13 protein-coding genes are annotated in these 13,170 nt (G+C 61.4%); 8 read left to right on the forward strand and 5 right to left on the reverse strand.

Features of this window, described 5'->3' with window-relative positions; all coding sequences use genetic code 11:
* Window positions 1-109 precede the first annotated feature (109 nt).
* The 4 genes from mgrA (at window position 110) to V9T28_RS14575 (ending at window position 5,286) form a co-directional block, all read left to right on the forward strand.
* Complete coding sequence (gene mgrA / locus V9T28_RS14560; protein ID WP_116399632.1) at window positions 110-1,153, forward strand: L-glyceraldehyde 3-phosphate reductase; 1,044 nt, start codon at window positions 110-112, stop codon at window positions 1,151-1,153.
* Window positions 1,154-1,252: 99 nt separating this feature from the next.
* Window positions 1,253-2,350: a phenylalanine--tRNA ligase subunit alpha gene (gene pheS, locus V9T28_RS14565; protein WP_116399633.1), complete on the forward strand. Its 1,098-nt coding sequence runs from the start codon at window positions 1,253-1,255 to the stop codon at window positions 2,348-2,350.
* A gap of 49 nt (window positions 2,351-2,399) precedes the next feature.
* Window positions 2,400-4,826 carry a phenylalanine--tRNA ligase subunit beta gene (pheT, locus tag V9T28_RS14570; RefSeq protein ID WP_116399634.1) on the forward strand — a complete coding sequence of 809 codons (2,427 nt, stop codon included), beginning with the start codon at window positions 2,400-2,402 and terminating at the stop codon, window positions 4,824-4,826.
* 172 nt (window positions 4,827-4,998) lie between these two features.
* A complete protein-coding gene (locus tag V9T28_RS14575; protein ID WP_116399635.1) occupies window positions 4,999-5,286 on the forward strand; it encodes a hypothetical protein in 288 nt (95 codons plus the stop codon).
* 15 nt (window positions 5,287-5,301) lie between these two features.
* Here the strand turns inward: V9T28_RS14575 and V9T28_RS14580 are convergent, their stop codons facing one another.
* The gene (locus tag V9T28_RS14580; RefSeq protein ID WP_116399636.1) at window positions 5,302-5,511 is read right to left on the reverse strand and encodes a DUF1192 domain-containing protein; all 210 of its coding nucleotides are present in this window, start codon (window positions 5,509-5,511) and stop codon (window positions 5,302-5,304) included.
* Window positions 5,512-5,592: 81 nt separating this feature from the next.
* Between V9T28_RS14580 and V9T28_RS14585 the strand changes: the two genes are divergently transcribed.
* Together V9T28_RS14585 and V9T28_RS14590 are read left to right on the forward strand one after the other, a co-directional pair.
* A complete protein-coding gene (locus V9T28_RS14585) occupies window positions 5,593-6,582 on the forward strand; it encodes an NAD(P)H-quinone oxidoreductase (RefSeq protein ID WP_116399637.1) in 990 nt (329 codons plus the stop codon).
* A gap of 640 nt (window positions 6,583-7,222) precedes the next feature.
* The gene (locus V9T28_RS14590; RefSeq protein WP_116399638.1) at window positions 7,223-7,936 is read left to right on the forward strand and encodes a DUF1013 domain-containing protein; all 714 of its coding nucleotides are present in this window, start codon (window positions 7,223-7,225) and stop codon (window positions 7,934-7,936) included.
* Window positions 7,937-8,136: 200 nt separating this feature from the next.
* Here V9T28_RS14590 and V9T28_RS14595 read toward each other — a convergent pair whose 3' ends face one another.
* On the reverse strand, window positions 8,137-10,098 hold the full coding sequence (locus tag V9T28_RS14595) for an ATP-dependent nuclease (protein ID WP_158554731.1): 1,962 nt from the start codon (window positions 10,096-10,098) through the stop codon (window positions 8,137-8,139).
* A gap of 164 nt (window positions 10,099-10,262) precedes the next feature.
* Complete coding sequence (locus V9T28_RS14600; protein ID WP_158554732.1) at window positions 10,263-10,415, reverse strand: hypothetical protein; 153 nt, start codon at window positions 10,413-10,415, stop codon at window positions 10,263-10,265.
* A gap of 2 nt (window positions 10,416-10,417) precedes the next feature.
* On the opposite strand from V9T28_RS14600, the gene V9T28_RS14605 reads away from it, so the two are divergent.
* Both V9T28_RS14605 and V9T28_RS14610 read left to right on the forward strand, forming a co-directional pair.
* The gene (locus V9T28_RS14605) at window positions 10,418-10,870 is read left to right on the forward strand and encodes a DUF2214 family protein (protein ID WP_116399640.1); all 453 of its coding nucleotides are present in this window, start codon (window positions 10,418-10,420) and stop codon (window positions 10,868-10,870) included.
* A gap of 176 nt (window positions 10,871-11,046) precedes the next feature.
* Window positions 11,047-11,433, forward strand: a complete 387-nt coding sequence (locus V9T28_RS14610) for a hypothetical protein (protein WP_116399641.1) — start codon at window positions 11,047-11,049, stop codon at window positions 11,431-11,433.
* 34 nt (window positions 11,434-11,467) lie between these two features.
* On the opposite strand, the gene V9T28_RS14615 is transcribed toward V9T28_RS14610, so the two are convergent.
* Window positions 11,468-12,211, reverse strand: coding sequence for a glycine-rich domain-containing protein (locus V9T28_RS14615; protein ID WP_116399642.1), 744 nt, complete (start codon window positions 12,209-12,211; stop codon window positions 11,468-11,470).
* A gap of 7 nt (window positions 12,212-12,218) precedes the next feature.
* Entirely contained in the window at window positions 12,219-12,935 is a 717-nt protein-coding gene (locus V9T28_RS14620) for a phytanoyl-CoA dioxygenase family protein (RefSeq protein WP_158554733.1), read from the reverse strand.
* Between the last annotated feature and the right edge of the window lie 235 nt (window positions 12,936-13,170).

The raw sequence follows: 13,170 nt of genomic DNA on the forward strand, positions 1-13,170 counted from the left end.
TGCGTCGCGGCCGCCCCTTTTCTGCCCGCCCCACCCTTGTCGGCGCCGGCTCCGGCAACTAGCATTTCAGTACATCCTGAAATCCCGATCGCACCCATAAGGACCAACCATGGCCTATCAAGCCGCGCCCCAACGCTATGACAATGCCCATTTCCGCCGCGTCGGCCGGTCGGGGCTGGTGCTGCCCGCCCTGTCCTTGGGCCTGTGGCACAATTTTGGCGACAGCGTCATGCTCGACAAGCAGCGCGGCATCCTGTTCAAGGCCTTCGATCTCGGCATCACCCATTTCGATCTCGCCAACAATTACGGCCCGCCGCCCGGCAGCGCCGAAAGCAATTTCGGCCGCATCCTGCGCGAGGATCTGCAATCCCACCGCGACGAATTGATCATTTCCACCAAGGCCGGCTGGGAAATGTGGCCGGGGCCCTACGGCCATGGCGGCGGCTCGCGCAAGGCGCTGCTTGCCAGCCTCGATCAGAGCCTCGCCCGTATGGGGCTCGATTATGTCGATATTTTCTATTCGCACCGCTTCGACGCGGCGACGCCGCTGGAAGAGACGGCGGGCGCCCTGGCGAGCGCGGTGAAACAGGGCAAGGCGCTCTATGTCGGCATCTCCTCCTATTCCGGCAAAAAGACGCGGGAAATCGCGAAATTGCTGGAGGCCCAGGGCGTGCCGCTGCTGATCCATCAGCCCAGCTACAACCTGTTCAACCGCTGGATCGAGGCCGATCTGCTTCCGGCGACGGACGAGGTCGGGGCCGGCGTCATTGCCTTCACCGCCCTGGCGCAAGGGCTGTTGAGCGACAAATATCTCAACGGCGTGCCGGCCGGCGCGCGGATCAACCAGCCGGGCGGCGGCTCATTCAAGCCCGAATTCCTGGCCGAGGAGAACCTTGCCCGGGTGCGCGGCCTCAACAAAATCGCGCAAAGACGCGGGCAGAGCCTGGCGCAGATGGCCCTCGCCTGGGTGCTGCGCGACCCGCGCGTCTCCTCGACCCTGATCGGCGCCAGCTCGCCCGAGCAGGTGGTCGAGAACGTGAAAGCGCTCGACAATCTGAGCTTCAGCAAAGAAGAACTGGCCGAAATCGACACATTTGCGGTCGAAGGCGGCGTCAATCTGTGGGAAAAACCGGCCCGCGACGAAGCCGTATGAACGGAGCGGGCTGGAAGCCCGCGCTCCATTCATCACCCAAATCCTCGACATTCCCCCGCGCCCGTGGCAATAACCGCCGCGAATTGGTGAGATTTCTAAATGTCGGACCTGTTGAAACTCGAAACTGAAACCCTGGACGCCATCGCTCGTGCCGGCGACGAGGCGGCGCTGGAGGCGGTGCGCGTGGCCGCCTTGGGCAAAAAGGGCACGATTTCCGCGCTGCTGGCAACGCTCGGCAAAATGTCGCCCGACGAGCGGCGCACCCAGGGCGCGGCCATCAATGTCCTGAAGGACAAGGTGGGCGAGGCGCTGAGCGCCCGCAAGGCAGTGCTGAAGGAAGCGGCGCTCAACGCCCGCCTCGCTTCCGAGACGCTCGACGTCACCCTGCCCGTGCGCGAAAACGGCACCGAGACCGGCCGCCTGCACCCGATCAGCCAGGTCGTAGATGAGCTCACCGCCATTTTCGCCGACATGGGCTTTTCGATCGCCGAAGGGCCGGATATCGAATCCGACGATTACAATTTCACCAAGCTGAACTTCCCGCCCGGCCACCCGGCGCGGGAGATGCACGACACGTTCTTCTTCGCCCCCGATGCGGCGGGCGAGCGCAAGCTCTTGCGCACCCATACGAGCCCCGTGCAGGTGCGCACCATGCTGGCGCATCAGCGCAACAAGGAGGAAGGCCCGATCCGCGTGATCTGCCCGGGCCGCACCTATCGCTGCGATTCCGACCAGACCCACACGCCGATGTTCCATCAGGTCGAAGGGCTGATCGTCGACCGCTCGGCCCATCTTGGCCATCTGAAATGGATTCTCGAGGAATTCTGCAAAGCCTTCTTCGAGATCGACAATGTGAAGATGCGCTTCCGCCCGAGCTTCTTCCCCTTCACCGAACCGTCGATGGAAGTCGACATTCAGTGCTCGCGCAAGGGCGGGGAAATCCGCTTCGGCGAAGGCACCGATTGGCTCGAAATCCTCGGCTGCGGCATGGTGCATCCCAATGTGCTGCGCAACTGCGGCTTCGACCCGGACGAGTACCAGGGCTTTGCCTGGGGCATGGGCATCGATCGCATCGCCATGCTGAAATACGGCATCTCGGATTTGCGCGCGATGTTCGAAGGCGACGTGCGCTGGCTGTCGCACTACGGCTTCAAGCCGCTCGACGTGCCGACGCTGGCGGGCGGCTTGTCGTCTTAAACCATTTCAATTCCGCCTGTCTTCCGGCAGGCCGCTGGACTGTTACATTATGAAACTCACCCTCTCCTGGCTCAAAGATCACCTTGAGACCAAAGCCTCACTCGACGAGATCGTCGAAACCCTGACGCGCATCGGCCTCGAGGTCGAACATGTCGATGATCCGGCGGCGAAGCTGAAAGATTTCATCATCGGCTACGTCACCGAGGCGAAGCAGCATCCGAATGCCGATCGCCTGCGCGTGTGCATGGTCGATATCGGCGCGGGCACACCGGTGCAGGTCGTGTGCGGTGCGCCGAATGCACGCACCGGCATGAAAGGCGTATTCTCGCCGGCCGGCACTTACATCCCCGGCAAGGGCATCACACTCGGCAAGGGGGTCATTCGCGGCGTCGAGTCGAACGGCATGCTGTGTTCGGAGGCCGAGCTCGAATTGTCGGACGATCATGACGGCATCATCGACCTGCCCGCCGACGCGCCGGTCGGCGTGCGCTATGTCGATTGGGCGGACCTGAGCGATCCCGTCATCGAAATCAACCTCACGCCCAACCGGCCCGATGCCACAGGCGTTTTCGGCATCGCGCGCGATCTCGCCGCCGCCGGCCTCGGCACGCTGAAAAGCCATGCGATCACACCGACAAACGGCACGTTCCCCTGCCCCGTTGACGTGACACTGGACTTTGCCGCCGCAGACGCGCATCTCGCGCCCGCCTTCGCGCTGCGTTTCGTGCGCGGCGTGAAAAACGGCCCCTCGCCGCAATGGATGCAGAAGCGCCTGCGCGCCATCGGCTTGCGCCCGATCAGCGCGCTGGTCGATATCACCAATTACGTCACCTTTGATCATGGCCGCCCCTTGCACGTGTTCGATGCCGGCAAGGTCGCCGGCAATCTCACCGTGCGCCGAGCCAAACAAGGCGAAGAGGTGCTGGCGCTCGACGGCAAGACCTACGCGTTCGACGAGAGCAATGTCGTCATCGCCGACGCCAACGGCATCGAGTCGATCGGTGGCATCATGGGCGGCGAGCATTCGGGCTGCGATGATTCAACCACCGACGTGCTGATCGAAAGCGCGTTGTGGGATGCGGCCAACATCGCCGCGACCGGCCGCAAGCTTGGCATCAACACCGATGCACGCTACCGCTTCGAGCGCGGCGTCGATCCCGCCTTCTGCGTGCCGGGCGCAGAACTCGCGACCCATCTCGTCATGGAACTGTGCGGCGGCGAGCCGTCTGAGCTCATCGTCCGCGGCACGGTGCCGGCGCCCAAAACGATCATCGACTTCCCGTTGAGCGAGGTCGAGCGCCTCACCGGCCTGAAGCTCGAACGCACGGAAATGCTTGCTATCCTGCAACATCTCGGCTTCGCCGTGGCGGAACAGGCAAACGCGGAACGCGTGACGGTCACGGCGCCGACCTGGCGGCCGGATGTGGAAGGCAAGGCCGATCTTGTCGAGGAGATCGTGCGCATCGCCGGTCTCGACCGCGTCGCCGCGACGCCCTTGCCGCGTGTCGAAGCGAGCGTGCCGAAGCCTGTCCTGACCTTGCTGCAAAAGCGCACGCGCGGCGCGAAACGCGCGTTGGCCGCGCGCGGGCTCGTGGAGGCCGTGACCTGGTCCTTCATCGCCAAGGATCGCGCCATCGCCTTCGGCGGCGGCCAGCCGGCCTTGGCATTGGCCAATCCGATTGCGTCCGACCTGTCCGACATGCGCCCCTCGCTGCTGCCGGGCCTGATCGCCACGGCGCAACGCAACGCCGACCGCGGCTATGGCGATGTCGCACTGTTCGAAGTCGGCCAGGTGTTCAAGGGCGACGGCGAGAACGATCAACGCATGAACGCCGCCGCGATCCGCCGCGGCACGGCGAAGCCCGCCGGCGCGGGCAAACATTGGTCCGGCGCAACGGCCAACGTCGATACGTTCGATGCGAAGGCCGATGCGCTGGCGATGCTCGCTTCGCTCGGCGTGCCGCTCGGCGGCTTGCAGGTCGTGCCCGGTGGTCCAAGCTGGTTCCATCCCGGCCGCTCCGGCACGTTGCAATTCGGCCCGCAGAACGTGATCGGCACGTTCGGCGAGTTCCACCCCAAAGTGCTGGAACTGCTTGGGGCAGAAGGACCTTTGTGCGGCTTCGAACTGACCCTCGACGCCATTCCCGCGCCCAAGGCCAAGCCGACCAAGGCCAAGAGCAAATTGGATCTGCCGGACCTGATGCCGCTCGAGCGCGATTTCGCTTTCGTGGTTGATCGCGCCGTCAAAGCCGCCGACATTTTGCGCGCAGTGCAAGCGGCCGAGCGCAATCTGATCGTCGACGCCTCGGTGTTCGACATTTATGAAGGCGCTGGCGTGCCGGAGGGCAAGAAGTCCGTCGCCGTCTCCGTCACGCTGCAGCCGCGCGACAAGACGCTGACCGACACGGAAATCGAAGCGGTGAGCGCCAAGATCGTCGCCGATGTGGCGAAAAAGACCGGCGCGGTGCTGCGATAACAGTGCTGAACGGATCCCCGCACTGCAACAATGCGGCGGTCCGAAGCGCTTTGATTTTTCGTATGTGCGAAAATGAACAAATCTTTAGCCAGAAGAACGGTTTCGCCCTTGTCTTGCCGCGCGCGCGTTGCATGATGTTGCGGATTCGAAGTGTGTTCGGAGCGTACGGTCCTTGCGAATTCTCATTGCTTTGTCCCTGATCGCCCTGTCGGCGGCGGCTGTCGCGTCGCCGCGTTCGATCTCCGATTGCGAGCAGATCCAAGGGTCGGATGCCTATAATCGCTGCCTCGCCAGCTTCGGGCCGAAGCCGCATCAGCAGCGCTATAGCGCGATGCCGCAGGCCTATGAGTATGAGGACAACCATCCCGGCGGCGCCCATGCCATGCGCGTGCACAGCCAGATCGTAAGCCGCCGCGAGCCCCATGGCCGCATGCGCATGGAATTCATCGTCAAGCATTGAGGCGCAGCGGCGCGCCTAGCTCTTGAAGAACGACGCCGCCGCGTGCTTCGAGGCCTCCTTGGCGGTTTTCGCCGCCTCGAGGCGGGCGATCTCTTCGCGCAACAGCGCGATGCGTTCTTCCAATTCGTCGACCGAAAGCGTGTCCAGCGGCTGGCCGATCTCGTGGCTCGCCGGTTTCTTGCGCGGCGCGGGATCGAACGGATTGTCGTCATCGAAGCGGGACATGAACCTCTCCCCACGGATAGGCGGATCGCGCGCATTGTCCTATATGATGGCGGGCCAAAGCAACCCGCCGGAACCGAGCCCATGACCTTGCCCCCGACCATGACCGCCATTGCCATCAGCCAGCCCGGCGCGCCGGACGTGCTCAAGCCCGAGACGCGCCCCGTGCCGGCGCCGGGGCCGGGCGAGATCCTGGTCAAGGTGGCCTATGCCGGCGTCAACCGGCCGGACGTGCTGCAGCGCCTGGGCGTCTATGCCCCGCCGCCCGGCGCCTCGGACCTGCCGGGGCTCGAGATCTCCGGCACGGTCGCGGCGCTGGGCGAAGGCGTCACGCGCTGGAGCGTCGGCGATACGGTCTGTGCGCTGGTCGCCGGCGGCGGCTATGCCGAATATTGCCTGGTGCACGAAAGCCACGCGCTGCCCGTGCCCGCCGGTCTCGACCTTGAGCAGGCGGGCGCGACGCCCGAGACGTTCTTCACCGTCTGGGTCAATGTCTTCATGCGTGCGGGGCTCAGGCCCGGCGAGAGCTTTCTGGTGCATGGCGGCACGTCCGGCATCGGCGTCACCGCCATCCAGCTCGCCAAGGCCTTCGGCGCACGCGTCTTCGCGACCGCAGGCACGGACGAGAAATGCGCCGCCTGCCGGCGGTTCGGCGCCGACGTGGCGCTGAACTACCGCGAGGATTGGGTCGCCGCCGTGAAGGCCGAGGCCCCTTTGGGCATCAACGTCATCCTCGACATGGTCGGCGGCGATTATGTCGCCAAGAATTACACGATCGCCGCCGAGCTTGGCCGCATCGCGCAAATCGCCCATCTCAACGGCCACAAGGTCACGATCGACCTGCGCCCGATGATGCAGAAGCGCCTCACCCACACCGGCTCGACCCTGCGCCCGCGCACCATTGCCGAAAAGGCCGAAATCGCCAGCCAGTTGCAGGCGCATGTCTGGCCGCTGCTGGCCACCGGCCGCTGCCGCCCGCCGATCGACTCGACCTTCCCGCTGCATGAGGCTGCCAAGGCGCATGAACGGATGGAATCGGGGGCGCATATCGGCAAGATTGTGCTTAAAGTTTAGGCAGGAGTGACGGAGATGGGCGTACAACATATTGATTTATATATCGTATTCGCCCTATTAGTTTGTTTTCAAAAAAATTTGAGACGCCCTCCCTGGCTCGGCATGGGTGTCCGGGGAAATTTTATAGAACGATGACGCGCACCCCTTCTCCCATCGGGAGAAGGTGGCCGACGAAGTCGGTCGGATGAGGGGACAACCTCGCGAGATTGGCCACCGCAAGACTCCAGCCAATGACGATTCCGTGTCCCCTCATCCGTCGCTTCGCGCCACCTTCTCCCTCTGGGAGAAGGGCCGCGCGGCACCGTCCTACCTCAACTTCCCCGCACGGCCCTGTTCACTCCGGGAACATGCCGGTGCACAGGCGCGCCACAATGTTCCCTATATGTTCTTATCAAATCCCGAGCAAGTTGTCCAGATGCCGCTGAGGCGGCGCACCCGCCAAAATCGTAGCCGCTCCCCGCCCCTCCCCCGCAATCAACATTTGCCTTCCTGCACCAATCCCCCTATAAAGCCCCCCATTCCCGTCATAAAATGGATTTGTTTGAGGTTCGCCTCGGCCGGGCCGGAGCCCGATGAAACACGTCCACGACGCAACCGTTTTGTCGCGCCGGCCAGCCTGAGCGCGTGAAGGAGTAAAGCAATGAGCAACGCGCCCCTGATGCCCAAGGCGACCGCTGTCTGGCTCGTGGAAAACACCTCGCTGACCTTCGACCAGATCGCCGAATTCTGCAAACTGCACCCGCTCGAGGTCAAAGGCATCGCCGACGGCGAAGTGGCGAGCGGCATCAAGGGCCACGACCCGATCACCTCGGGCCAGCTCACCCGCGAAGAGATCGCCAAGGCGGAAGGCAATTCGTCCTACCAGCTCCACCTCGCCAAATCCAAGGTCGTGCTGCCCGAGATGAAGCGCCACCGCGGCCCGCGCTACACGCCGCTGTCGCGCCGCCAGGACCGGCCGAACGCGGTGCTGTGGCTGCTGCGCAACCACCCCGAGCTCAAGGACGCGCAGATCATGCGCCTCGTTGGCACCACCAAGACGACGCTGCAGGCGGTGCGCGAGCGCACCCATTGGAACTCGGCCAACCTGCAGCCGATGGACCCGGTGACGCTCGGCATCTGCTCGCAGATCGACCTCGACTTCGAAGTGAACCGCGCCTCCAAGGACCGCCCCGCCGCGCTGGCCGAACACACCCAAACCCTGATGCCGGCCGAAGTGACGACCGCCCCCAAGGCCGAGCCGATGAGCCACGAAGACGTGTTCGGCACCAGCGCGCCGAAGCGCGTGGAGGAAGAGGACGACATCGACGTCGATTCGGTGTTCGGTGGGTTGAAGGGGATCAAGGAGAAGGAGTGAGCGCGGAGACATCCGTGATGGGAGAGGCGGCCGAGAGGCCGCCTTTTGTTTTGGGGGAGGCTTACGGCGCGAAGCGACTCACCTTAATTAAACCGAAACGTCAGTTGATGATCTAAGCAATATTACCCCAGTCCATTCACGCCATCATGAAATTCACTCCGCCGAATTTGGACGAGCAGTTGGGAATGCTCAACGAGATCCTAGTGAGACGGTTGTTCGAGCAATTTGACGAAAGTGTCCTTAATTTCGGTTGGAATGAATCCAGGCTGATCATTTAAAACAGTATCGATAATGTGCAGCTTTAGCTGGTCTGGTCGCCCCTTCGAAATTGATCCCAAGAATGGTAGCTTCGAAATGACCTTATCCTCCAACCGATGATCGTCCGTCTTAAGCCAACGCTCATCTAGATTTAAATCGAATCCGCCACAGTAAGAAACTTTCTGGACGTTAGACGCTGTTGAATCAAATATTTTTGCGGTCAATTTGTCGACATAGCCCTGCAGTGTTTCCGGGCCCATTTTCATAAATTCGGGCCAAGGTAACTTCGCTTCAATTCCGATAGTTTCTTTATCATGAGGGCAATCCCGACAAACGACTGCCACCAGTATTAGGGGATCCAAAACAAAATTCTCGACCCCATCTCGAGCGCCCTGTCCAAGCACCATAATACGCTCAGAGGAGGTATGTTTCCCATCCGAGTCAATTAATCCAAAAATCGATTGGTTTCCTGCTTCGGCCATACTGTGAACAAAGCGTTTCACCACCTCACACCCAGTATTGACATCCCCCTCTTTGGACCGCATACCCGTTGAAATGAACTCAAGCGATCTCTCTGAGAGAATTTGGGATTTCAACAATCCATACAAGCCGTATAGCACCTTCGCATCGGTCGGGCTTTCGACAAACACCTGACGCCTACCATCATATGAAATGGCAACCGTCGGCACTCCCGCAGTCAAAAGATTCAAAGCTTCTGACTTTGAAACACTCCGAAGGCCAGGCTGATACGGTGTCATTACGTAAATGGAATCGTCGGGAGCCAGTGCCACAGTCGAAGGAGAATGCGTCACAGCAATCACCTTTATCCCCAATTTCTTGACCAACGTATCGGTAATCGTCCGAAGCAGACTTTTCGTCATAGACGGATGCAATAGAGCATCAATTTCATCGAACAACAAAAGTTTGGGGTAACCCGAAAGAGAGTACCTATCGTCGGCATGGTAGACACAGAAAGCAAATGATATCAAAATTTTTTCGCCCGAAGACAGACTTGAAAAAGGCACAGTGAGCCCGGAACTGATTTTTGTCAGTTGAGGCGTGTATGAGTCATAGCAGTCAAGCGCCGGACCATTTACAGCGAAATCCAGTCCTGACTGTTTCATTATTTCGTTGACCAAATCCCAAGGCTGAGGTCCGAATTTTTCAACAAAATCGTCCGGGAAGATAAATTGGTCGTGAGCTCTCCCCTTGAAGCTTCGGAATTCAGCTAGTTCATTCTTTAGTCGCGCGTCTCTGTAACCAATAAATAGTCGACCCAACGATTGCTGAAACAAATCAACATGACCCCAGTTGATTATGTCAGTTGACTCAAAATCACTCAGCGACAGTCTCAATGCCGGGCACTTCTTAATTCGGCTAAGAGCCAAAATAACTTGCTTCGCATTTTGATCTACTCTTGAAATTGCTGTGCTGCTCGCCTCTTCAACAGCCTTCTCTATGAGGTCGCGGCTTTCTCTCGCGCGGTCAGCACCGACGATTTCAATCAGTCCCGATTGATCCAATTCGATAAGACGACGGACATTTTGCGCATATTCGGTTGGCAAACCAAGCACCCTGGCCACGTTGCCTAGAGTCCGAAGTAACATGGAATCTAGGAGCAAAGTATTAAACTGGTTTAGGATGTTCCGCTTCTCCTGGGCGAGCGTGTCGCTTGAGAACGGCCCGCTGTCGTTAGGAACCAATGTCGACCAATCATAAAGCCGGATCTCCTGTCCTGCGACACCCCCTGGAGCTACGTCGGTCGCAATGTCCCCTCGCGCCAGCGCCTGCAGTAAATGAGATTTCCCCGCCCCGTTTAGGCCTGTTATTATAGTGAAATCGGGAATGATGCAGGTGGGAAAGCTGGTTATCGAAAGGTGAGCGCGTTGAAACTCTAATTGCATTGACGCTGCTGCCCCGTCAGCGATTCGCATTTATTTTGCGATATTAACCGACCTACATATGGAACGACAGACTTAAGTATCGTTTTGTCGCCTGAGCGTCGACTCCTAAGAACGTCGCACATCAGATCTTGGTCGCGGATGAAAAAAGCGGCTGCATCCTGGAGTCAAACACGATAGATCGCGGCGACCACGAAAATGACGATGTTCGTAGTCGTAATCACATTGCCGTCGGTCCGAAGATAGCCCTCATGCAGGTGGATTGCTTCGTAGCTGACGCTCCTCGCCATGACCGCCGGCAAACCAAAGGAGGCACCCACCCATGCTCGACCTCACCCTCGCCTTCGCGCACCACCTCCTCGCCTTCGGCCTCCTCGCCCTCCTCGTCGCCGAACTCATGTTGCTGAGCGCAGCGCTCGATGCCGCGAAACTGGCGCTGCTCGGCCGCATCGACATGGCGTTCGGCATCGCCGCCGGCTTGATCCTGGTGGTCGGGTTTTCGCGGGCTGTGTTTGCCGAGAAGGGCTGGCTCTATTATTCGCACAATCTGGCGTTCTGGGCGAAGCTCGCGGTGTTTCTCGTCATCGGCCTCCTCTCGATCCGGCCGACCTTGCGTTTCATCGCCTGGCAGCGCGGCGGGGCGGCGCTGCCCAGTGCCGGCGAGGTCGCCGCCGTGCGCCGGCTGGTGTGGGCCGAGCTGGCGCTCTTCGCGCTGCTGCCGCTGCTGGCGGCGGCGATGGCGCGGGGCTATGGCGAATTGGAGATCGCGCAGTAGAGCCGGCCGCACGCTTGCGACAGCCCCCCGCGCTCATCGCTTAACCGCATAAAATAAATGCGAAAACGCTTCCGCCGATTTGCGCGAATGCCGACGGCATACCGGTCTGCCTTACCCTAGCCATCAATGTCGCCCTATATGAGCCAAGATATCGACTTGGGTTCGAGGAGATAATCATGGCTTCGCATTACAGTTCGATTTTTTCCGGCACATATTCGGTGAAAATTGGCGCATATTCCGCCTCGATCGGCGGGGGATCCGTGAGCCTCACGACAGATAGCGGAACATATGTGGCAACCTACGGCGTCGGCGGCAACGGCGCTTACGCCAACTATGGCGGAAACACTTACTCAGTCAGCTTCTATTCGAGCTATACCGGATATTCCTCGACGTCCGGCGGTTACGCGACCTATGCCGGATATACCTCGACCTCCGCCGCTTACCCGAGCTATGCCGGCTACACCCCTGCCTCGGGCGCCTACAGCGGCTATGCAGCTGCCTATGGGACCGGTGGCTACACGGGCTATGGCGCCGCTTACAATTATTACACCGTGGCGCATTAAGTCCGCGAATGGCGGTCCTAATCGGGTCGCGACCTTAATGCCCGCCGCCGCTGCAACTGCTGCCGCTGCAGCTCGAGCCGCAGGAATGGCCGCTGCAGCCATGGCCGCCGCCGCTGCTGCACGCATGGCCGGCGCCGTGATGCCCCGTGCCAGAGTCCGATATGCCGGCGTTGACGCAGGAGCCGCCGCCGTCTGCGCGCGCCGAGGGCGCGGCGCTCTCCAGCTTTTCCAGCGCGGCGCCCGTATAGATCCAGCCGCTGCCGACCAGTCGATCGAGGTCGAAGAGCAGCGGCGGATCGCTCACATGAAGATCGGGATGGCGCTTGCGCAAATCTTTCAGCGCATGCCACGTGTCCACCACGCTCTGGGAAAACTCGGTCGCCCCGTCGAGCATCGCAGGCTTCGCCTCGGCGTTGGGTACGTGATGCAGGTAGCGGCCGAACGCCTTCCGGCAAAACTGCGCATAGTCTTGAGTCGAGAGGATGAAGCAATGCCAGGCCGCGTCCGCCGTGACGCTCGGCATCGCGAGATTGCGGCGCCACAGCGCATGCAGCAGGAAATATTCGCGCAGGGCCTGCCACGCGAGCTCGCGCTCCGGGCCGGTCAGGTCTGGCCGCTCCTTGGCGAGCGCCTGCTGGACGCTGGCGGGAAAGGCATAGGCCCGAACGGCGTGCAGCCGCTCTTCGCGCCCCCGCAGTACGATAGGCACCACGAAACAGATGCCGACGATGACGATGACCAACGCGGCACCAAGCAAAACCTGCAGGGCGGCGTCCACGCCCGCCTCACCGCGCGAAGCGTGGGAAGAACGTGCGGGCGCTGAATTGCACGATGAAGGCGGTGCGGGAGCGGTCTGTGAGGTTCGGGCCGGTCGCGTGCAACGTGTTGGGCAGGTGGATCGTGGCATCGCCCTCATTCAGCGGGCAGGACACGACTTTCGCGCCCTCCGGCAGGTCGGTGCGCAGAGCGTCCGAGGTCGCGGCGACCGGCACGTGCCGCGCGACTTGGGCACGGTGGGTGCCCGGCACGTAGCGCATGCAGCTCTGGTCCTCGCTCACATCGTGCAGCGGCAGCCACCAATGCAGGCGCTTGGCGGTGAAGGTGAGGCGCTTGCTATAGGCCGCGTCCTGGTGCCAGGCGGTTTCCTTCATGTTGCGCGCGGGCTTGAAGATGATGTGGTCGAAATTGCGCTCCACCGGCGCGCCGAGAAGCTCGGCCGAAATCGCCTGGGCGCGCTGGACAAAACCGTTCGTCGCGAGGCGGGGGGCGAGTTCGATGATGCGCTGCACCTCGACGATCTGCGGCGCGCCGCCGCGCTCGCCAAGCTCGCGCTTGCGCACGTCGGCGCGCTCCAGGAGCGGGGCGATGGCCTCGCGCATCTCAGCAATCTCGCTGCGCTTGGCGACGCCGCGCAGCACGGCATAGCCGTCCCGGTCCAGCGTCGGCGCGACGGAGGATCGAATCGTGGCGCCCACAAAATCCTGGGCAAGCGTAACGGACATGTTTATAGGCCCCCACATCCTTCGTTCGCCGCGGCAAGCGCATCGGTCATGGCGCCGAAATTGGTGCAATCGCCCCGGCTGGAGCCAAACCAATAGCGCAAACCTCCACCGCCGCACCACAATCAACAGCAAAACGATGTTAAACATAAAGTCCTATTGACTCTGTGCGGATTCGCACAGGACTCGTCGTCGCGCCGGTCGGACGGGCGCGCGATCCGTGGGCGCAGCCCCGGAC

The sequence above is a fragment of the Methylovirgula sp. 4M-Z18 genome (assembly GCF_037890675.1).
GTDB lineage: Bacteria > Pseudomonadota > Alphaproteobacteria > Rhizobiales > Beijerinckiaceae > 4M-Z18.